General features: G+C 44.4%; 16 protein-coding genes. 13 read left to right on the forward strand and 3 right to left on the reverse strand.

The features are described 5' to 3' along the window. Nucleotides 1-126: 126 nt before the first annotated feature. The 7 genes from hutU to GKR71_RS09945 all read left to right on the forward strand — a co-directional run bounded on the left by hutU (nucleotide 127) and on the right by GKR71_RS09945 (nucleotide 9,456). Nucleotides 127-1,794: a urocanate hydratase gene (hutU, locus tag GKR71_RS09915; RefSeq protein WP_036956025.1), complete on the forward strand. Its 1,668-nt coding sequence runs from the start codon at nucleotides 127-129 to the stop codon at nucleotides 1,792-1,794. 57 nt (nucleotides 1,795-1,851) lie between these two features. After that, complete coding sequence (locus tag GKR71_RS09920; protein WP_154634236.1) at nucleotides 1,852-3,048, forward strand: CoA transferase; 1,197 nt, start codon at nucleotides 1,852-1,854, stop codon at nucleotides 3,046-3,048. Continuing rightward, nucleotides 3,045-4,181, forward strand: coding sequence for an acyl-CoA dehydrogenase family protein (locus tag GKR71_RS09925; RefSeq protein WP_036956029.1), 1,137 nt, complete (start codon nucleotides 3,045-3,047; stop codon nucleotides 4,179-4,181). Before GKR71_RS09920 ends, GKR71_RS09925 begins: the two co-directional genes overlap by 4 nt. 282 nt (nucleotides 4,182-4,463) lie before the next feature. Further along, nucleotides 4,464-5,903, forward strand: a complete 1,440-nt coding sequence (locus GKR71_RS09930; protein WP_154634237.1) for a purine-cytosine permease family protein — start codon at nucleotides 4,464-4,466, stop codon at nucleotides 5,901-5,903. 138 nt (nucleotides 5,904-6,041) lie between these two features. Then, nucleotides 6,042-6,797: an electron transfer flavoprotein subunit beta/FixA family protein gene (locus GKR71_RS09935; protein WP_108478422.1), complete on the forward strand. Its 756-nt coding sequence runs from the start codon at nucleotides 6,042-6,044 to the stop codon at nucleotides 6,795-6,797. 14 nt (nucleotides 6,798-6,811) lie between these two features. After that, on the forward strand, nucleotides 6,812-7,762 hold the full coding sequence (locus tag GKR71_RS09940) for an electron transfer flavoprotein subunit alpha/FixB family protein (RefSeq protein WP_154634238.1): 951 nt from the start codon (nucleotides 6,812-6,814) through the stop codon (nucleotides 7,760-7,762). Between the two features lie 11 nt (nucleotides 7,763-7,773). Next, entirely contained in the window at nucleotides 7,774-9,456 is a 1,683-nt protein-coding gene (locus GKR71_RS09945) for an electron transfer flavoprotein-ubiquinone oxidoreductase (RefSeq protein WP_036956038.1), read from the forward strand. 168 nt (nucleotides 9,457-9,624) lie between these two features. On the opposite strand, the gene GKR71_RS09950 is transcribed toward GKR71_RS09945, so the two are convergent. Then, a complete protein-coding gene (locus tag GKR71_RS09950) occupies nucleotides 9,625-10,338 on the reverse strand; it encodes a UTRA domain-containing protein (RefSeq protein WP_036956041.1) in 714 nt (237 codons plus the stop codon). Nucleotides 10,339-10,769: 431 nt separating this feature from the next. Here GKR71_RS09950 and GKR71_RS09955 point away from each other — a divergent pair, with 431 nt between their 5' ends. Both GKR71_RS09955 and GKR71_RS09960 read left to right on the forward strand, forming a co-directional pair. Further along, a complete protein-coding gene (locus GKR71_RS09955; protein WP_230083150.1) occupies nucleotides 10,770-11,873 on the forward strand; it encodes a hypothetical protein in 1,104 nt (367 codons plus the stop codon). Continuing rightward, nucleotides 11,873-13,003 (forward strand): hypothetical protein, encoded by a 1,131-nt coding sequence (locus GKR71_RS09960; protein ID WP_154634240.1) that lies wholly within the window; start codon nucleotides 11,873-11,875, stop codon nucleotides 13,001-13,003. Before GKR71_RS09955 ends, GKR71_RS09960 begins: the two co-directional genes overlap by 1 nt. A gap of 66 nt (nucleotides 13,004-13,069) precedes the next feature. Here GKR71_RS09960 and GKR71_RS09965 read toward each other — a convergent pair whose 3' ends face one another. Further along, the gene (locus tag GKR71_RS09965; protein WP_036956049.1) at nucleotides 13,070-14,362 is read right to left on the reverse strand and encodes an MFS transporter; all 1,293 of its coding nucleotides are present in this window, start codon (nucleotides 14,360-14,362) and stop codon (nucleotides 13,070-13,072) included. A 257-nt stretch (nucleotides 14,363-14,619) separates the two neighbouring features. Between GKR71_RS09965 and GKR71_RS09970 the strand changes: the two genes are divergently transcribed. From GKR71_RS09970 to GKR71_RS09980, 3 genes are all read left to right on the forward strand, one after another. Next, a complete protein-coding gene (locus tag GKR71_RS09970; RefSeq protein ID WP_154634241.1) occupies nucleotides 14,620-14,979 on the forward strand; it encodes a YcgJ family protein in 360 nt (119 codons plus the stop codon). A 534-nt stretch (nucleotides 14,980-15,513) separates the two neighbouring features. Continuing rightward, nucleotides 15,514-16,917, forward strand: a complete 1,404-nt coding sequence (locus tag GKR71_RS09975; protein ID WP_036956054.1) for a tryptophanase — start codon at nucleotides 15,514-15,516, stop codon at nucleotides 16,915-16,917. Between the two features lie 79 nt (nucleotides 16,918-16,996). Next, nucleotides 16,997-18,244, forward strand: coding sequence for an aromatic amino acid transporter (locus tag GKR71_RS09980; RefSeq protein WP_036956056.1), 1,248 nt, complete (start codon nucleotides 16,997-16,999; stop codon nucleotides 18,242-18,244). A 72-nt stretch (nucleotides 18,245-18,316) separates the two neighbouring features. Here the strand turns inward: GKR71_RS09980 and GKR71_RS09985 are convergent, their stop codons facing one another. Beyond that, nucleotides 18,317-18,754 carry a DUF411 domain-containing protein gene (locus GKR71_RS09985; protein ID WP_036956058.1) on the reverse strand — a complete coding sequence of 146 codons (438 nt, stop codon included), beginning with the start codon at nucleotides 18,752-18,754 and terminating at the stop codon, nucleotides 18,317-18,319. 447 nt (nucleotides 18,755-19,201) lie between these two features. Between GKR71_RS09985 and GKR71_RS09990 the strand changes: the two genes are divergently transcribed. After that, nucleotides 19,202-20,782 (forward strand): methyl-accepting chemotaxis protein, encoded by a 1,581-nt coding sequence (locus tag GKR71_RS09990; protein WP_036956060.1) that lies wholly within the window; start codon nucleotides 19,202-19,204, stop codon nucleotides 20,780-20,782. Nucleotides 20,783-20,813 lie beyond the last annotated feature (31 nt).

Below are 20,813 nucleotides of genomic sequence, written 5' to 3' on the forward strand. Positions count from 1 at the left end.
TTTAAATGTTAAATTCAAAGATTCCCACGGTGTGGGAATGATCTGTTAGCCACTAACTCAACAATGATAAATAACCGAAATTGTTAATTTTGCGTTAAACCAAGTGGATGGATAGGGGATAAAAGAATGTTAAACCGTACAGATTCAACGCGCGTGATCCGTGCCCCGCACGGTAGCCAAAAGAGCTGCAAAAGCTGGCTGACTGAAGCCGTCTACCGCATGATCCAAAATAACTTAGATCCAGATGTTGCTGAGCATCCGCAAAGCTTGGTGGTGTATGGTGGCATTGGACGTGCAGCCCGTGACTGGGAATGTTACGACAAGATTTTAGATGTCTTAAAAACCCTCGAAGACGATCAAACACTGCTGGTGCAATCCGGTAAACCAGTCGGAGTGTTCCCCACTCATGTAGACGCGCCACGCGTTTTAATTGCTAACTCAAACATTGTTCCTCACTGGGCAAATTGGGATCATTTCAACGAATTAGATCGCAAAGGCTTGATGATGTACGGGCAAATGACTGCCGGCTCATGGATCTACATCGGTTCACAAGGGATTGTACAGGGAACCTATGAAACCTTCGTTTCTCTGGCAAAACAGCATTTTAACGGCAACCCAGCAGGGCGTTGGATCCTAACTGGCGGCTTAGGCGGTATGGGGGGAGCGCAGCCTTTAGCGGCCACCATGGCTGGCTTTAGCATGATTGCGGTTGAGTGCGATGAAAGCCGTATCGATTTCCGTTTAAGAACCCGTTATGTAGACAAAAAAGCGACTTCGCTAGATGAAGCGTTGGGCTATATCGAAGAAGCCAAAGCGAGTGGTAAGCCAGTCTCCGTGGGTTTATTAGGCAATGCGGCGGATGTATATAGCGAGTTAGTCAAACGCAATATCACGCCGGATTCAGTCACCGACCAAACTAGCGCCCATGACCCTGTACACGGTTATTTGCCACAAGGTTGGACATTAGCCCAGTGGCGTGACAAGCAACAAACTGCGCCAGCTGAAGTGACGAAAGCCGCGAAGAAAAGCATGGCAGTGCAGGTGGATGCCATGCTGCAAATGCAAAAACGTGGCTCGGCAGCGTTTGACTACGGCAACAATATTCGCCAGATGGCCAAAGATGAAGGCGTGAATAATGCCTTTGATTTCCCAGGATTTGTGCCTGCATATATTCGTCCGCTGTTCTGCGAAGGGATTGGTCCATTCCGTTGGGTGGCACTGTCGGGTGACCCAGAAGATATCTACAAAACCGACCAAAAAGTCAAAGAGCTGATCCCTGATGATAAACACCTTCATAACTGGCTGGATATGGCGCGCGAGCGTATTGCATTCCAAGGTTTACCGGCGCGTATTTGCTGGGTAGGACTGAAAGACAGGGAAAGATTGGGGCGCGCGTTTAACGAGATGGTGAAAAATGGGGAGCTAAAAGGCCCTGTCGTGATTGGGCGTGACCATCTTGATTCTGGCTCAGTTGCCAGCCCGCATCGTGAAACAGAATCCATGAAAGATGGTTCTGATGCCGTCTCTGACTGGCCATTACTTAATGCGCTGTTGAACACCGCAGGCGGGGCGACGTGGGTGAGCTTGCATCACGGCGGCGGCGTTGGAATGGGCTTCTCGCAACACGCTGGCGTGGTGATTGTGTGTGATGGTACCGATGCCGCAGACAAACGTCTTGCTCGTGTGCTGCACAACGACCCTGCAACTGGCGTCATGCGCCATGCGGATGCCGGTTATGACATCGCCATTAACTGTGCGAAGCAGCAAGGTCTTAACTTGCCAATGGTCAAGTAATGTCGAATGCCGGCTCTATGGAGTCGGCACCTTTTAGCCTCACATAAGGAATTCACGATGAATGCGGCAATGACTCAAAAACCACACGGACCGCTAGCTGGGATCAAAGTGATTGATTTAAGCCGTGTGCTCGCAGGGCCTTACTGCACGGGCATGATGGCAGACTTGGGCGCAGAAGTGATCAAAATCGAAGTGCCTGATCATGGTGATGATAGCCGTCATCTTGGTCCTTTTATTGACGGTGAAAGTGTTTATTACGGGCTGATCAATCGCGGAAAACGCAGCATTGAGTTAGATCTTAAAGACGATGGCGATCGTCAGATTTTATTTCAATTGATCAAAGAGAGTGATGTGGTGGTGGGAAACTTCCGCCCCGGCGTCACCAAGCGTCTTGGGATCGATTTCGACAGCGTTAAACAGCTTAATCCCAACATTATCTACGCCAGCATTTCAGGATTTGGGCAAAACAGCCCCCTTGCGAGCTACCCAGCTTATGACATTGTGGCACAGGCTATGTCTGGGTTGATGAGCGTGACAGGTTCCCCTGAGTCGGGTCCTACGCGCAGCGGTGAATCCATCGGGGATGTCTGTGCGGGCGTATTTGCCTCATGGGCGATTAGCAGCGCACTGTTTGCTCGCGAACGTCATGGTGAAGGTGCGCAATATTTGGATGTTGCCATGGTGGATGTGCTGCTCAGTATGCAGCTTACTGGACTATCTAATTTATTTGCCAATGGCAAGGCGCCAAGTTTAGTGGGTAATCGCCATCCTGTTTCAACGCCATTTGATACTTACCAAGCAAAAGATGGTTTGGTGGTGATTGCGATTGCCAGTGAAAAACTGTTCCAACGTTTCTGTGAATGTATGGGGAAACCGGAGTTATCCCAAGATGCGCGTTACTTGAGCGACCCAGTTCGTACGATCAATCAAGCGGCGCTACGTCAAGAAATTGAAAGCTGGACAGGAACAAAGCGTGTCGAGGAAGTGTGTGACTTATTGCTGAATGCCGGGGTTCCAGCCTCACCGATTCACAATTTACAGCAAGCAACGCAAAGCGAGCATGCCGAAGTTCGTCAGGTATTAACCCACTTAAATGATGGCGGTACCCCTCTGATTTCTCAGCCGGTTTTCTTTAATGGTGTGAAACCGAAAGTCACCCAAAGAGCCCCTGCTCTTGGGGAAGGCAATGAACGCTATAAATCGGCAGCTACTACCATAACCACAACAATAAAAAGCGCGGAGACGATGCAATGAGTTTTGATATTAATGAAACCGAATACGCCATTGTAGAGGCCGTTGAAAAAGTGTGTCGCGATATTCTGCAAGCGAACGCTCAACGTTATGACGAAGAAGAAATTTTCTGTGCGGAAAGCTTAACCGCACTGGGTGAAATGGGCTGCTGGGGAATTAACTTACCAGAGCAATACGGTGGTTTTGGCATTGGCAGTATTGCCATGAGCATGATTGTTGAAGCAGTGGCGGCTGCCTGCGCCTCGACATCATCCGCATTGACCGCCCATTTCTTAGCGACTGATTCTATCCTGATTGGCGGAACAGAAGAGCAAAAAAATTATTGGTTACCAAAAGCCGCAAGCGGTGAATTACTGGGTGCGTTTGGATTAACAGAGCCCGCCGCAGGTTCAAACCCCGCGGATATGCGCACGACAGCAACCCGTGAAAATGGCGGTTGGCGCATTCGCGGTAACAAACACTATATTACCAATGCCAAAGAAGCGGATTTTATTGTGCTGTACGCCAAAACAGATGTTGAAGCAGGTGCTCGTGGCATTAGCGCGTTTATGATCCCGAAAGGAACAGAAGGCGTGGCATTTTCTCACCCAGAAAAAACCATGGGGCTGCGTGGTAGCACTATCTATGAATTAGCACTCAACTGCTGGTTACCTGAATCGGCATTGCTGGGAGAAGAGGGCAAAGGGTTCCATACGGCGATGGAAGTGCTGGATAAAGGTCGTGTGGAAGTGGCGGCAACGTCATTGGGGATCGCTCGTGCAGCCATGGAAAGCACATTAGGCTGGGTGAAAGAGCGTCAAATTGGTAAGAAGCCGCTGGCGGCCTATCAAGGGACTCAATGGAAAATCGCCGATATGCATACACAGCTGGAAGCGGCACGAATGCTGACATGGAACGCGGCGGAGCTGAGAGATTCTGGGCAGCGCTTTAGTTTGCAATCTGCCACCGCAAAACTATTTGCGGCGGAATGCGCAGGTTTTGTGACGGATGCCGCGCTGCAACTGCATGGGGGGTATGGTTATATTCGCGATCTACCCCTAGAGCGCTATGTACGAGATGCTCGTATTTTGCGTATCTTTGAAGGGACGTCAGAAATTCAAAAAATCATTATTTCGCGCGCCGTTCTCGACGCTTAATTTTGATGAGTTCGACCCGATAGGTAAGACAGGACTTATCGGGGTTTTTCCAGCTATGAGTATCTAAGCAATAACAGGAGCACTACCCTGACAACAGGATCATGGACTTAAAAACACAACAACAATCAGGTTTAAGAATGTATTTCAATTATTAATGACGGGTAGATAAAACAATAACATACCTGCATCACGTCAAATGTCTGTGCTCACAACATAGAGAATTCATTGCTGACGACTAATTGGTCCATTCTTTAAGCCAGCCTTGCTTAAAGAGGAATTACCATGACAGTTTCCAACGATATCATCGGGCAAAAGCAGTCTCGCCAAGATAATGTTCCGCTTATCGAAGCACGTTCCATTGACTATATTCCTGAATCTGAGCGACACGGAACTTTGTCGAGCCAATTCACGCTGTGGTTTGGGGCTAACTTGCAAATCACCGCAATCGTCACCGGTGCCCTAGCGGTTGTGTTGGGGGGGGATGTATTTTGGTCGTTGATTGGCTTGTTTATCGGTCAATTATTGGGGGGCGCGGTTATGGCGCTCCATGCAGTACAAGGTCCGAAACTGGGTCTGCCGCAAATGATCTCCAGCCGCGTGCAATTTGGGGTTTATGGTGCCGTCATCCCGATTTTATTGGTCTGTATGATGTACGTCGGATTTTCTGCCAGTGGGACAGTATTAGCTGGGCAGGCGGTGGGGCAATTACTGAACGTCAGTGATTGGATGGGGATCGTGATTTTCGGGATTGTGATCATCGGTATCACTATCTGCGGTTACCGCATCATCCATATTCTCGGTAAAGTGGCGAGTGTCGTTGGCGTTATCGCCTTCTTCTATCTATTCTTCCGTCTGTTCTATATGAATGATGTTTCGGTGTTATTAGAGAATCGTCATTTCAGCTGGACGAATTTCCTATTAGCTATGTCGCTGTCGGCTTCTTGGCAGATTGCATTTGGTCCTTATGTGGCGGATTACTCCCGTTATTTACCGACCAAAACTCCAACCATCAAAGCATTTTTAGCCGTAGGTTCAGGGACAGTGATTGGGACTCAAGCCTCGATGATCCTAGGGGTGTTTGCGGCAGCGCTTGCTGGCAATCAATTTGCGGGTCATGAAGTTTCCTACATTGTTGGTTTAGGCAGCACGGGCTTAATTGCAGCGCTGCTGTATATCAGTATTTTCTTTGGCAAAGTGACGATTACGGCTTTGAATGCTTACGGTAGCTTTATGTCGATGGCAGCGATTTGGTGTGGTTTCCGTGGTAAGCATCAGATTTCCCGTGGTCAGCGTCTGTTCTTTATTATCCTTATGGTGAGCTTTTCGACGGCGTTAGGTCTGGCAGGGCAACATTCATTCTTAAAACTGTTCTCGGCTTTCTTGCTGTTTTTATTAGCGTTCTTTACGCCATGGAGTGCGATTAACTTAGTGGATTACTACTGGGTGACGAAAGGTCGCTACGATGTCCCGCAATTATCCAATCCGAATGGCCGTTATGGTCGCTGGAACAAAGTGGGGATCATCACCTATGTGGTTGGCGTATTGATCCAAATGCCATTTGTTGCCACCGGTTTCTACACCGGACCTCTGGTTGATAGCTTGGGCGGCGTGGATATTTCGTGGATCGTCGGTTTAGTTGCCACCAGTATCATCTACTATGTCGCGGTAAAAATTTGGCCAATGTCAGTGGCGCCAAGCCTGATATTGCCAGAAACCAAATAAGGTTTATTTCTTAGGTAACATCTTAATTTTCCAACGATAAAAATAGTCAGTGATGGCGTCCTAGCAGTGAAAATATTCACTGCTATGGGCTCCCTCAACTCAAAAATAGCCGTAACAAAGTACGCGATAGGAGTAGTTATGAAAATTTTAGTCGCAGTAAAACGGGTGATTGACCATAACGTTAAAGTTCGGGTTAAAGCCGATGGCTCGGGAGTGGAGCTGACGAATGTCAAAATGGCGATGAACCCCTTTGATGAGATTGCGGTAGAAGAGGCGGTACGTTTAAAAGAAGCAGGCAAAGTCACTGAAGTGGTGGCGGTCTCCATCGGTGAAGCCACGGCGCAAGATACGCTGCGTAGTGCGATGGCAATTGGGGCTGACCGAGCCATTTTGATTCAAAAACCCACCGAGATGGCACTAGAGCCGCTGGATATTGCCCGCCTTTTACAGCAGGTGGTGAGTCAGGAGCAACCGGATTTAATTTTACTCGGCAAGCAAGCCATTGATGATGATTGCAACCAAACTGGGCAGATGCTTGCGGCACTATTGGGTTGTGCGCAAGCCACCTTTGCTTCGCACATTATAGTCGAGGGGGAGAAGCTGCAAGTCACTCGCGAAATCGATGGAGGCTTAGAAACCTTATCTATGGGATTGCCTGCGATTGTGACCACAGACTTGCGCTTAAATGAGCCTCGCTATGCCACATTACCTAACATCATGAAGGCAAAGAAAAAACCATTAGACATCATCGATATTTCTACACTGAATTTTAGCCCATTAGGGCAAGTAAAAATCGTCAACGTGACTGAGCCGAAAAAGCGTTCTGGGCAGTGCACCATGTTGAATGATGCCGCCACGTTAGTGACTGAACTGCAAGCTAAAGAAGTGATTTAACAGGGAGCCTGAACATGAGCCAATTATCCGTTTTAGTCGTTGTTGAGCACGATAACCAAACCATTAAATCTTCAACCTATAACAGCATAACGGCGGCACGCGAAATCATTGCACAGGGCGGAAGCCTGCATGTGCTGGTGGCGGGAAGCCAAGTGGCTGCGGTAGCACAATCCGCGGCATCCATTCTCGGCGTCGAAAAGGTCATAACCATCGATGCAGAACCGCTCAAAAATGCGCTGGCAGAATCAATGACAAGCGCGGTGGTTGCCGTGGCGCAGGGCTATAGCCACATTATCTTCCCAGCGACCACATTTGGTAAAAATATTGCCCCTCGCGTCGCTGCCACGCTGGGTGTTTCTCAGATATCGGATATTATCCAAGTGGTAGATGCACAAACATTTGTTCGCCCAATTTATGCTGGAAATGCATTGGCAACGGTGCAAAACAATGGCAATCAAGTGGTGATCACCGTACGTAGCTCGGCATTTTCAGGGACGACTGCGACCCAATCACCGGTGGTGATAGAACCCGTTTCTGTTACGCAGTTAACTCAACTTTCGGAGCTGACTAGCCAGTCATTAACCCAGATGAGCCGTGCGGAATTAAGCTCTGCCAAAGTGGTGATTTCGGGGGGACGCGGTTTAAGTTCCGGTGAGAATTTTGCTTTACTGGAAACCATTGCCGACAAACTAGGGGCTGCGGTGGGGGCTTCACGTGCGGCAGTGGATGCGGGTTATGTGCCAAATGATTATCAAGTAGGACAAACGGGCAAGATCGTCGCGCCAGATCTGTATATTGCGGTTGGGATCTCCGGTGCCATTCAACATATTGCGGGCATGAAAGAGAGCAAAGTGATCGTCGCGATTAATAGCGAGCCTGAAGCACCTATTTTCCAAGTGGCTGACTACGGCATTGTGGGGGATCTGTTTGAGATCTTACCTGAATTCGATAAAGCGCTGGCGTAGGAGAGAGCAAAATGACTATCGACAATAGTGCGAATGTTTCGACGTCTTGTGCGCGAGAATCCATGGAGTTTGATGTCCTGATTGTCGGTGGTGGGCCCGCAGGATTATCGGCGGCAATTCGCATTAAACAACTCTCGTTACAAACAGACCGGGAGCTCAGCGTTTGCTTAATTGATAAAGGCGCCGAAGTCGGGGCGCATATTTTATCGGGGGCAGTGATCGACCCCCGAGGACTGAATGAGTTATTACCCGACTGGCAGCAAACCGTTTCTGCTTCGCTCACCTCCGTCAGTGAAGATCGTTTTTTATGGCTCAAAGAAAATAAAACCAGCAAGTTGCCATTATCTTTGTTACCTACTTGCCTGAAAAACCAAGGTAATGTGATTGGTAGCCTTGGGCAAGTCAGCGCAGCACTTGCAGCGGAAGCGGAGCAACTCGGTGTCGATATTTTCCCAGGGTTTGCGGCTACCGAAATCCTTTTTGATGATGCAGGACAGGTTATTGGCGTCACCACTGGCGACATGGGGCTAGACAAACAGGGCAACCCAACGGCTTTGTATCAAGCAGGTATGAATCTGTTAGCCAAAATGACTTTCTTTGCGGAAGGATGCCGAGGGCAACTGGGTAAACAGTTAATTGCCCGCTTCGATTTAGCGGCAAACCGCGGTAAACAGACTTATGGACTGGGTCTCAAAGAAATTTGGCAAATTCCCAAAGAGCAACATCAAGCGGGGCTAGTGGTACATTCAATCGGTTGGCCGCTGGATAACCAAACCTATGGGGGCGGATTTGCTTACCACTATGGAGAAAACTTGGTCGCGGTGGGGCTGGTGGTAGGGCTAAATTATGAGAATCCTTATTTATCCCCATTCGATGAATTCCAGCGCTTGAAAACCCATCCTGCCTTCAGTGCTTTTTTGCAAGGGGGGGAGCGCGTGAGTTATGGGGCGCGTACCATGGTGGCGGGGGGCTTACCCGCATTACCAGAGTTAAGCTTCCCTGGCGGTGCATTAATTGGGGATGATGCGGGCTTTTTGAATGCAGCACGTATTAAAGGCAGCCACTGTGCGGTGAAAAGCGGCATGTTAGCGGCAGAGGCTTTATTTGAATCGTTCGCCGAAGATGTCGTCGATTATGTGGAATTTACCCGTCAATTTCAGCAAAAATTCGAACAAAGCTGGTTGTATGACGAGCTTTATCAGACCCGTAATTTCAAGCCGTATATGAAAAAAGGATTAGTTATGGGGTCGTTGATGTTCGGAGCAGAGCAATGGTTATTAAAGGGGCGTAGCCCTTGGACACTGAAGCTCAAACTGGATGACCACCAAGGGCTTAAACCTGCCAGTGAATTTCAGCCGATCCACTACCCAAAACCGGATGGCAAGTTGTCATTTGATAAACCTTCATCGGTGTTTTTATCCAATACAAACCATGCGGAAGAGCAGCCTTGTCACTTACGTTTAAAAGATAATGAAATTCCTATTCGCGTGAATTTATCCACTTATGCTTCACCGGAAACGCGATATTGCCCTGCGGGGGTGTACGAAATAGTGAGTGAGCAGATGCAGGAGAAACTGCAAATAAATGCACAGAACTGCCTGCATTGCAAAGCGTGTGATATTAAAGATCCTCTGCAAAATATTACGTGGACAGCACCTCAAGGGGGAGAAGGACCTATTTATCAAGGTATGTAGTTTATTGTGACGATATCGTTTGTTGTGATGTTGATGTGTTGATACCTGACGTAATGTCTGTGATGTGGAGATTATCGAACGGTATTTTAGTTGTTTATCAGTCGTTTTGGGGCCAGAGTGCCCCATTTTTTATGCTTGTTATATTTTATGACGGCTTAGCGCTGAAGATTAATTCTCAATGCGGGAATGTAATTTCAATTTATAGCGTGAGCCTGCGCTGATCATATTGACGTAGCTGATCAACGTGTTACCCGTCCATGTGCGGCGACTTAGCTGCAAACAAGGAGCATGTTCTTTGATGGATAAAGCCTGAGCGATAGGCTTATTGGCTAAAATTGCTTCAATGGTGTGCTCCATTTCACTAACAGGGAAATGGCGCTGTAAATAGCCGCTTGGGGTTTCACTATTGCCAAAATGCTGCTGAACAAATTCAGGGGCAATCCCATGATTTACATAGCGTTCTTCTAGCATCAGCGGAATGTCATTTTCAAAATGTAGCATTTTGCAGTAGCCAATATCGCTGCCTTCTGTGACACCAAGTTGTAGGGCAATTTCTGCGGTGGCAGGGATGATTTTTAGCTGTAACTGGTGACCAGCATATTTATTCCCACTAACTGAAATTTCATCAAAAATATCAAAGGCTTTAGTGACGGGAAGCTCATGCTTTTGAGTGGCGACAAAAGTCCCTTTTCCTGCAATCCGATTTAAGATGCCTTTTTGACTGAGTTCAGAAATCGCTTTATTTACCGTCATACGGCTAACATTAAACTGGGCACATAACTCAAGTTCAGTGGGGATCTGAGTTTCAGGTTTGAAAATCCCTAAATCAATACTCCGCAGAATGTAAGATTGAATTTGCTTGTAGGCCGGTTTTGATGTCATCGCGTTTATTCAAATTTGTGGTTAACGGTAGGGATAAAATAACGGTTTCTTGGGATGTAATGTATTCAAAATAACTCATCTGCGCCAGTCTAGCAGTAATTATTTCCTTTACTAGAGCCTGGTTGCATTTTAAGAGTAAAACAGGCATTTATCAGCTTTTAACTGATATAGCTTTGAATCTGTAATTATCTGAATTGTTCTATTATAGGGTAAGTTTAACTAGGGCAATATACCTTTATTTATTATCATAATGTTAAATTAACTATAACAAATAGGCATCATTGATGGGTGTTCAATATTTTCACGTTAAGCTAATTCAGTGCGATTATAAACAGGTTTCACCTGAGGGCATGGTGAGGCTAATAACTTCGGATAAGGTGTTTTTTTTCAATGCTGAAGATTTTGAAAACAGCCAAATATTTTTGGAACGATTGAATAAAGACGATACGTTGATTATTTCTGCTGAACAACTGAATGATGGGAGCTATTGGCTTAATTGGGTGTATCACCCAGAACATGGACGTTTGGAACCCGATAGAAACCTTAAATTCGACAAAGGGTTAGTAAAACAGTACCTGCTATCTTTTGGGCTTGCTGCACTTTTTATTCCCGCGTTTTTTTGCGTGTTTAATGATGAAGAGAGTACATGGTTAATTGTTTTAGGGTCATTATTAGGCATGGCGGCTTTTGTGGGTGCCGTTCTGTTGTCGATGTGTATTTCACAAACCTTCACTATTTTTAGCCGAAAACGAAAAACCATCTTACGCGCATTAGATTTAGTCATAGTGGGCAAGTTTCAGGTAATTTCTGGCGAAAATCTGATTCAGATTGAGGGAATTAAAAACCCGAAACCCAAACCGCTCAAAATAGATTCTCGAAAGCAAAAGCCTATCCCTGAAACCTCATTACAGGTGACAAAAGGCAAAGTAAATATTAAGAGTATCAAGACGATTGAATATTATTATCGCGGGGGAACATACACCCGCAATGAAATAGAGCTTCAAGTGAATAAAAGCCATCTGAACCTCAAGTTAGATGGCTCAAAACCTTTCTTTAATAACCACAGCTTTTTTCTCGCTCAAGGGGATGAGGTAGAAGTCTATCACTCCAAAGTTGAAGATGGTTTTCCCGAGAGCGTCGTATTTGGCCTATATAACCACCAAGATAATTTAGCTTATACGCTGTCTGCTCGAGGTATGGCGCAAGAACGTGGTCTGTATCTGGCGTTGTGGGGGATCACGGGCATTATCTTGGCGCTATTCTTGGCGATTTTTGGCGCGACAGCAATTAGCGATGTTGTCGACAGGGGAAATCACTGGGATTATTGGGATTGGCTGTATTTACTCGATAATGACCTGATATTCATTGGTTTTGCCAGCTCGATAACCCTGGGTATATGTTTCTTAATTGCCCTTGGTATGGCGGCGTATTATCGGTTTTCGAAACGGGGTAATGGCTATTACCAAACCCAAGCTGTCCTGAGCGCATTACGACGCCAACAAGGTAAAGATACTTATGTCATGGAGGTTCGTTAATGAATCCATTTCTAAGTTGGCGTTTTCTGGTGACGGGTGCCGTTTTCTTGGTGTGTTTAGGATCAACACTGATACTGGTATTTGGTGGAAATGATACGTCATGGCAGTGGAAAGAGAACAGCCAAGAGAGCAATGCTTATATTGCGGATTATGATTACGCCAAAACGTATCCTGCGAAAGACGGCACACTGATTATTGCGCAGAAAAATGGTCGTTCATCCTACTATTACAACCGGTCAGATTTGTTCTCGCCTGAACAGGAAGATAGTTATCAGGTGTTATTTGCCAATAAAGATGGCGTGCGTTTTATCACGCAATTTAGCGACAGTTTTTATAACGCGGTGTGTGAAGAGTCTCAGTGCCTTTTAATGGTGCGCGATGGGTATCGAATTGTGAACTTAGCGGGTAATTCGATTACGCCTCTAACGCCTTGGAAAGATGGGTATGGTGAATACATTTATGCGGCAATTACCGGGAAAATGTACCAAAGTGGTCAGGGGGAACCTTATGTCCTGATCGACAACCAAAAGATCTTCACCAGCGCGGATAAAGGGCTTACGTGGCAATATTTAATGGATCCTCGCGAGCTTGTGAAGCGTTTTTATCCTGAAGAAATCGCGGATAATTCGACATTTTCTTATGCGGTTCATGATGGCAATGTGATTGTGTGGTACAGCTACGGTAACGAAATGGGGTCTCTTGAAGTGGTGGTGAACATCGTACAGAAAAACGTGGTGAGCCATCGATGGTTGCCTATTCGTATTAATGAGGCGGTTCAGAATCAGAATGGGGATATTTATTTGGCGGCTCAGGAGCCTTCCCGCCGATTGTTTTCCCTTTATCAGTATCAAGGTGGCAATTTTAAGCTGATCAAAGAAGCGGGTTATAACCATCTGCAAGATATGGTTATCTGGGGTGATGGCTTGCTGGTGATGGAATCAGCGAGAAGCGGGCAGAAATGTTTGATCCTTGATTTTACCAGCAATCAATTGCACCGCCGTTCAGAGTTAGAGTGGTATCAAAAATTATATATTCCTGAATTACGTGGATTCATCGAATTATCAAGTAATTACACTGACTCACCAGAGTTAACCGCGGGCGAGAAGGTGCATTATCGTCTCGCGTATTAATTTCAAAGTATTAGTTTCAAAATAGAATAGGGGCGATATGCCCCTATTTGCTAACTACTCGGTTATCTATGGGCGTTTTCGTGGTAGTAAAATCACGGCTGTTGCTGCTATCACTGCCACTACCGAAAAGGCGATAAAGTTCCAGCTGGTCGCTATCCCCAAACTGGCGATATACGCGCCAAACATAGGCCCTGTCATCGCACCAATTCGAGAGAAACTTAATGCCCAGCCGGTCGCTGAAGCGCGGGCTTTTGATGGGTAATAATTGGCGATGTAGCCTGTTAAAATCAGCGCTGCGGAAATACTGCCGACCCCAGCAAATGCTACAAGTAAATAGTTAATATAGATATTTTGTTTGAAAACCATGCAGCCAATGCCTATTGCGCCGAGCAAGAAGAAAAAGGCAACCGAACCGCGAACGCCGCGTTTATCTGCAATTTTTCCTAAAAATAAGCCCCCCAATGCGGATGCTAAGCTAAATACCACAAGGAAAGTTAGGCTGGAACCTAAGTTATAGCCTTCTTTGCGCATAATCGACGGTAGCCACGTATTTAAGCCATACACCAGCAACATGCCGCAAAATAGCGCTATCCAGAAACATGCGGTTGCGCGCAAATGTGTCCACGCAAAAACTACGGAGACTATCTCTTTTAAACGTTGAGGTTGCTGTTTTTGCTGTGCGGGTGGAGCTTGATATTCAACCTCTAATTTCTGCGCCAGAGATTGTGCTTCGGTGTGGCGCCCTTTGTGGGTCAGAAATTCAAGGGATTCAGGCAAGATGCGTGCCATTGGCCAAATTAACAAAAGCGGTAATGCGCCAAAGCCAATCACACTGCGCCATCCAAATTGTTCTAGCAACCACATGGCGACCAGTGCTGCGCTGAGGATCCCCAATGAGTAACCGGAATACATAATGCCATAGTTAAAAGAACGTTTTTCAGCAGGAGAATATTCGATGGTTAACGCAGCTGCGACGGGAATAACACCCCCGAGTCCAATGCCACCAATAAAACGCATTAGCCCAAACATCCAAGGTGTTGGGGCAAGGGCAGCGGCAAGCATCGTCAATGAAAAGAGTGTGACGCAGGCTAAAAGCATACGGCGGCGTCCGTAAAGTTCACTCAGCGTACCGATAATAAATGCCCCAAAAAACATTCCGACTAAAGCGTAGCTACTGAGAGCGCCAAGTTCTAAAGGGGTGAGGTTCCACTGTTTATATTCTGCGAGAGTGGGAAGAACAGCGCCCATCACGCCAACATCATAGCCTTCAAATAGAATGCTCATCCAGCAGATAAATAACACTTTCGAGGTGGTTTTTGTGGTGCCAAAAGATTTAATCGCGACTGTCTCTGTTGTCATACATCACTCTCTTATGGGGTGCTTTGTTGGGTTGAATGCAGAGTTGCAGGTATTTTTATTATTTAAATTGCCGCTTATACACTCATCTTTTCTGCAATAAATAACAATTGAAAGTGTTAATGAAAAGTTAAAATTATGCACTAAGTGGATAGAGTTAGCAGTAAATATGAAATAGTGATGACGCCTGGGAATTTATCCACAAAATAAAACTCTAATGTGGTATTGCAGTTGTGTTATTACTCAAAAAAAGGCGTTATATGAACTTAAAAGCAGTGTGTCTCGTAGGGTTTGCGATCGCAGCATTGCCAATGTTGGCGTCAGCACAATCAACTTCAGCATTAAAATCCCCAGAAAAGAATGTGTTATGCGATAAATATGTGTGCGTTAGCGCCAAAGAGGGCGTTTCTGTTGCGCTAACGAAAAAATACCTAGGTGATAAACGAGCGAAAGCGATTGAGCAAGGTGGCGATTTTGATAAAACAGCCGTGACGTTTGCCAATGGAATTTTCTGCGATATTAACGAGCAAAAATGCTATGTGGACCGTTACTTTGAAGCGGATGGTAAGCGAAGCGCAGAGTCCAAAGAATACACTCAAAAACTGTTTGGAAAACAATAGTTATATTTAGATTGTTAAAATCCTTACTAAAAGTAAAGCCTTTGTATAAGGCTTTACTTAATTAAAATAAATTCAACTTTAAATGACTTTTTAACGTTAAAAAATTAAGTTTAAGATTACTATCTATTATTTAATTATAAAATAACCTCAATTTATTAACGTTTATTTAATAGTGATTAAAATAAATAATATTGTGACCATAGTCATAGTGCGGAGTAGGATTTAAAGCTTTTTGTGATGCGGATACAAATAATAGACAATTGCTATTATATTTATCTAAGAATTGTTATATACCATACTCAAGGTTGTACTAATTCCTTGCTAATGGGAGCCATAGTATGTTTCTTCTAAGTGAGTTGTTAATGTCGAGGCGCTTCTTCTATTTGAAGAAATGGTTCAATATTGATATTTCTTTAGCCTTTTTCTTTCCGCACAAATAACCTTTCTTTTTTCTCTCTCTTAAGATCTATTCGCTTATTTTTATAAGTTCGAATTTCTGTTTTTATTATTTAATGAAAAATTAAAGGTATTATCATGGCTAAAAGAATCGTAGAACCGTTCCGTATTAAAATGGTAGAAAATATCCGTATTCCATCAAGAGAAGAACGCGAAGCGGCATTAAAAGAGGCGGGTTATAACCCATTCTTGTTACCGAGTAGTGCTGTATATATTGACCTGTTAACGGACTCTGGTACTAACGCAATGAGCGACCACCAATGGGCAGCGATGATCACAGGTGATGAAGCGTACGCGGGTTCTCGTAACTATTATGATTTAAAAGATAAAGTTAAAGAGATGTTTGACTACGACTATGTTATTCCTGCTCACCAAGGTCGTGGTGCTGAGAACATGTTATTCCCTGTTTTACTGAAAGTGAAACAAGAACAAGGCGGCGCGAAAAAGCCGGTATTTATTTCTAACTTCCACTTTGATACTACTGCTGCTCACGTTGAATTAAATGGCTGTAAAGCGATTAACATTGTTACCGAAAAAGCCTATGACTCAGAAACTTATGATGATTGGAAAGGTAATTTCGATATTCAAAAATTAAAAGATAATATTGCAAAACATGGTGCTGAAAACGTGGTAGCAATTGTTTCTACCATTACCTGTAACAGTGCGGGTGGTCAGCCAGTTGCGATGGATAACTTGAAAGAAGTTTATGAAATCGCAAAACAGCATAATATCTTTGTGGTAATGGACTCTGCACGTTTCTGTGAAAACGCATATTTCATCAAAGAGCGTGATCCAAAATATAAAAATTCCACAATTAAAGAAATCATTCTGGATATGTATAAATATGCTGATGCGCTCACTATGTCAGCGAAAAAAGACCCACTGTTAAACATTGGTGGTCTGGTCTGTATTAAGAATGACGAGAAAATCTTTACGTTGGCAAGACAGCGCTGCGTACCAATGGAAGGCTTCGTGACCTACGGTGGTTTAGCGGGTCGTGATATGGCGGCAATGGTACAAGGCTTAGAAGAAGGGGCTGGGGAAGATTACCTGCATTATCGTATCGGTCAAGTGAAATATCTGGGTGACCGTTTACGTGAAGGCGGTATTCCAATTCAGTATCCTACTGGTGGACACGCTGTATTCGTGGACTGTAAAAAACTGGTTCCACAGATCCCAGGTGACCAATTCCCTGCGCAAGCTGTGATTAACGCGCTGTATTTAGAGTCAGGTGTTCGTGCTGTTGAAATTGGTTCATTCCTATTAGGTCGTGATCCTGAAACGGGCAAACAAAAACATGCTGATATGGAATTCATGCGTTTAACTATCGCACGACGTGTTTATACCAACGACCATATGGATTACATTGCAGATGCTCTGATTGGCTTGAAAGATAAATTCGCAACGCTGAAAGGTTTAGATTTCGAATATGAGCCACCAGTATTAAGACACTTCACTGCAAGATTAAAACCTATCAAATAATAGGTAGTTCTGTAATAGGCAGCTCTGCGGGTTCCCGTGCAATGCGGGAACCTTATCCCTTATTTTTAAGGTGACCAACATGAACAATTCGGCAGCCAAGAAAGAACCCTCCATAATGGTAGGGGGTTTTGTGCTAGGCGGAGCCATGATCGGGGCAGGTATGTTTAGCTTGCCAACAATTATGGCTGGGGCTTGGTTTATTAACTCGATTGTAATATTACTGATTGTTTGTTTCTTTATGTTTCACTCAGGGATCTATATTTTAGAATGTATATCCAAATATGGAGCCGGCACTAACTATTTTTATATCTCTAAAGAATTATTACCTAAATGGGCCTGCTATATTGCCAATGCAGCATTAATATTTGTTTTATATATATTGATATATGCTTATATTTCTGCAGCCGGATCCGTTATCAAAGAAGCGTCGGCAATATATGGATTTGATGTTAACTTAAGAGTGATATTTGTTGTCTTCACTTTACTGTTGGGCGCAAGTATTTGGTGGAGTGGTATTGCTGCAAGTCGATTAACATCATTATTTTTATTTATTAAAATTGTTTTATTTATTCTCGCTTTTTCAGGGTTATTCTTAATTGTAAAAACTGATTTATTATTAACATCTCCAGTGGGAGATAGTCAGTTATCTTTACTACCATTTGTCTTTATTATTATTCCTTATGCCATTACTTCGTTTGGTTATCACGGTAACGTCTGTAGTTTGTATAAGCTGTATCATGAAAATGAACGTAAAGTGGTTAAAAGTTGTGTGATTGGTTGTGTACTGGCTTTAATACTCTATTTCCTTTGGATATTAGGCACCATGGGAAATTTACCTCGAACAGAATTCCTCACCATAATTAATAAAGGCGGAAACCTCGATGCGTTTATTGAGTCACTGTATGCAGTATTAAGTAGCCCACATATTGCGACGTTCTTATTATGGTTCTCGATTAGTGCTGTATTTTGTTCATTCTTAGGGGTTGCGATTGGTTTATTCGACTACATTCTGGCGTCACTAAACTTTAATGATAACTCTTCAGGCAGAATGAAAGCAGCACTGTTATGTTTTATACCTCCTCTAGTTTTATGCATGTTATTCCCAAATGGCTTCTTAATTGCGATTGCTTATGCGGGGATGGCGGCGTGTATCTGGGCAATTATTTGCCCGGCAGTCATGGCATTAAAAGTGAGAGAGCGTTTCCCTAACTCGACCTTTAAAGTGTGGGGAGGCAAAGGGCTAATCTATGCAGTTATAGCCTTTGGTGTTGTTGGTATTATTTGTCAGTTGTTAGCGCAGTTTAATGTATTACCGATATACCGTTAATTTTTCAAATTAAGATGCAGTAATCACTGCCAAAGGTACAGCGAGGGTTTGCTGTACCTTTTTTATGGAAAACTAATAACGAGCAAATACGGATTGGCTACCATCCTTTTTAAAACTCATCACTGAATAGGCTTGTTTAAATCCGCTTGGTTGCTCCATTCCTAAACTGCCTGCAGGCATGCCTCCGACAGCAATACCCGCAACGTCATCGGGTAGTGTATTGATTTTCGCTAAGCTATCGAGAGGAACGTGACCAACAACCAGCTTGCCATTAATTTTGGCGGTATGGCAGCTGCGTAATGAGTTAGGTAAATTGGCTTCTTGATTGATTTTATCGATCTCTTGATAGGTGACATCGTGAATTTTTACGTCATAACCTGCGGCTTTTACTGCTTCACCCCAAAGATGGCAGCAACCGCAACTTTCTTCTTTGTACAGGTCAACAACTTGGCTTGCTGCAACAGAGGAAAATGACGCCGCAAATAGTGCAGTGAATAACAATTTTTTCATATCAGTATTACTCCAAAAATAAGACATTGTTATTTAAATAAAAAATAAGGGTGCGAAATTTAAGCAGGTTTGTATTTCTCTTATTTGAATTCTTATGGAACCCCTGAACCATAAAGCTTCCCGTAGGGGGAAGCTCAAGAGCTAAAACAGATTTTTGCTTATATTTACAGAACCTGATGATGGCGTTTTCTTACAGAAACAGAGCAATACTTTGGGAGGTCAATCACAAACTGGAAGATAGGGTAATTGTATGAAAATAGAACTTACATGGATAAAAAACAGGCATTATGTCTCTAAAATCAATCATTAAGCCAATTTTTAATCGAATTATTTTGAGCTTTTTTTGATGTCTAAAAGTTAGAAAGCAATTGAAAATAATTAAATTTTTCTCTTTTACCGCCGATAAATTAAACAAAGATCATTTTATTTTATCAAAAGAGAAATTCCATGCAGAAACTTCGAAATTATTCAATACGTGCTGTGATGCTCGTACTACTTGGCATTTTATGCCTAAACCTTGGGGGCATAAGCCTGTATAGCGGTTGGTCCTTATCGCGCATTTCTGATGGTATCCATGTTGACCGACAACTGGTGAAACAGATGACGGTACTCAGTCAGGGCAATGACCAATATTTTCGTTTTGTCACTCGCTTAACCCGTGTGATGGAAACCAAAAATGAGGGCAAAGAAGGGGATTACGCCTTAGTCAAAGACGCGCTTGTGAACATGGAGCGTTATCTTGAGGAGATGAAGTCAATTTCCCCAGGCCCGATGGATAAAGCCATTTCCGATCAAGTGATTAATAGCTGGCAAGCGCTGCTAGATGAAGGCGTGAAACCACAATTAGCCATTTCCATGGGGGATGATAAGGCGGCTTATTTGGCACATGCCCATAATGTCACGCCAGCATTGAGCCGCACATTCGGCGCGGCTATCACCCAGTTTAACCAAACTGCGGATGTGATGATTGAGCACACGCGAGAAGCAGTTGATGAACATATGAATATGACGCGGATAGTGATTATTATTGCGACCATTTTTGGTTTGCTGATTTTGATCTTCACTGACCGCTATCTCGCTAAGATGATGCAACGACCGCTGGAGCTGATACGTCAATACTTCGATAAGATTGCGAAAGGGGATTTAAGCCAGCCAATCGAGCCATTTGGTCGTAACTGTGTGGGTAAACTTTTTCCTCTGTTAGAAGAGATGCAGAACAGTTTACGTGATGCGGTGTTGACGATCCGCAATGGTAGCGAAAGTATTTATCGTGGTGCGACAGAAATATCTAACGGCAATAGTGACCTTTCCTCACGAACGGAAGAGCAAGCCGCAGCGTTGGAAGAAACCGCAGCGAGTATGGAGCAAATTACAGCTGCAGTACAACTGAATGTGGAAAATACCCATCAAGCTAACCAATTAGCCGCTGAGGCCTTTGTAGTGGCTAATCAAGGGGATGCGATTGTTGATTCCGTGGTGAGCACGATGGATGAGATCTCCCAGAGCGCCAAAAAAATCTCTGACATCATCAGCATGATGAATGACATCAGCTTCCAGACCAATATTTTGGCACTGAATGCCTCCATTGAAGCGGCGCGAGCAGGGGTTCATGGCCGTGGATTTATGGTGGTTGCTGCCGAAGTTCGTAAGCTTGCTAGCCACAGTGCCGATGCGGCAATGGAAATTGAAAAGCTGATTGCGGAATCAAGTTCGTGTGTGGAAAAAGGCACGCATTTAGTTCATGAAATGGGCTCGACAATGAGCAATATTCTGCAAGGGATCAACGAGGTGACGGCGATTATGAAACAAATCACGACAGCTTCGGAGGAGCAGAGTAAAGGTATCGCACAGGTGGGGGTTGCCATCACTCAAATGGACAGTGTGACACAGCAAAATGCGTCTTTAGTTGAGCAAGTGGCAACAGCAGCAAGTTCATTAGAACATCAAACTGAAGAGCTGCAGGAATCAGTCAGTAAATTTCAGTTAACAAATAATGAGCGTAATTTTACCGAAGTGACGGTTGCCTAATATTGGCAACCATTGCATCGGTTTGAGAAGC

Source organism: Providencia sp. wls1922, from assembly GCF_009706505.1.
GTDB lineage: Bacteria > Pseudomonadota > Gammaproteobacteria > Enterobacterales > Enterobacteriaceae > Providencia > Providencia lanzhouensis.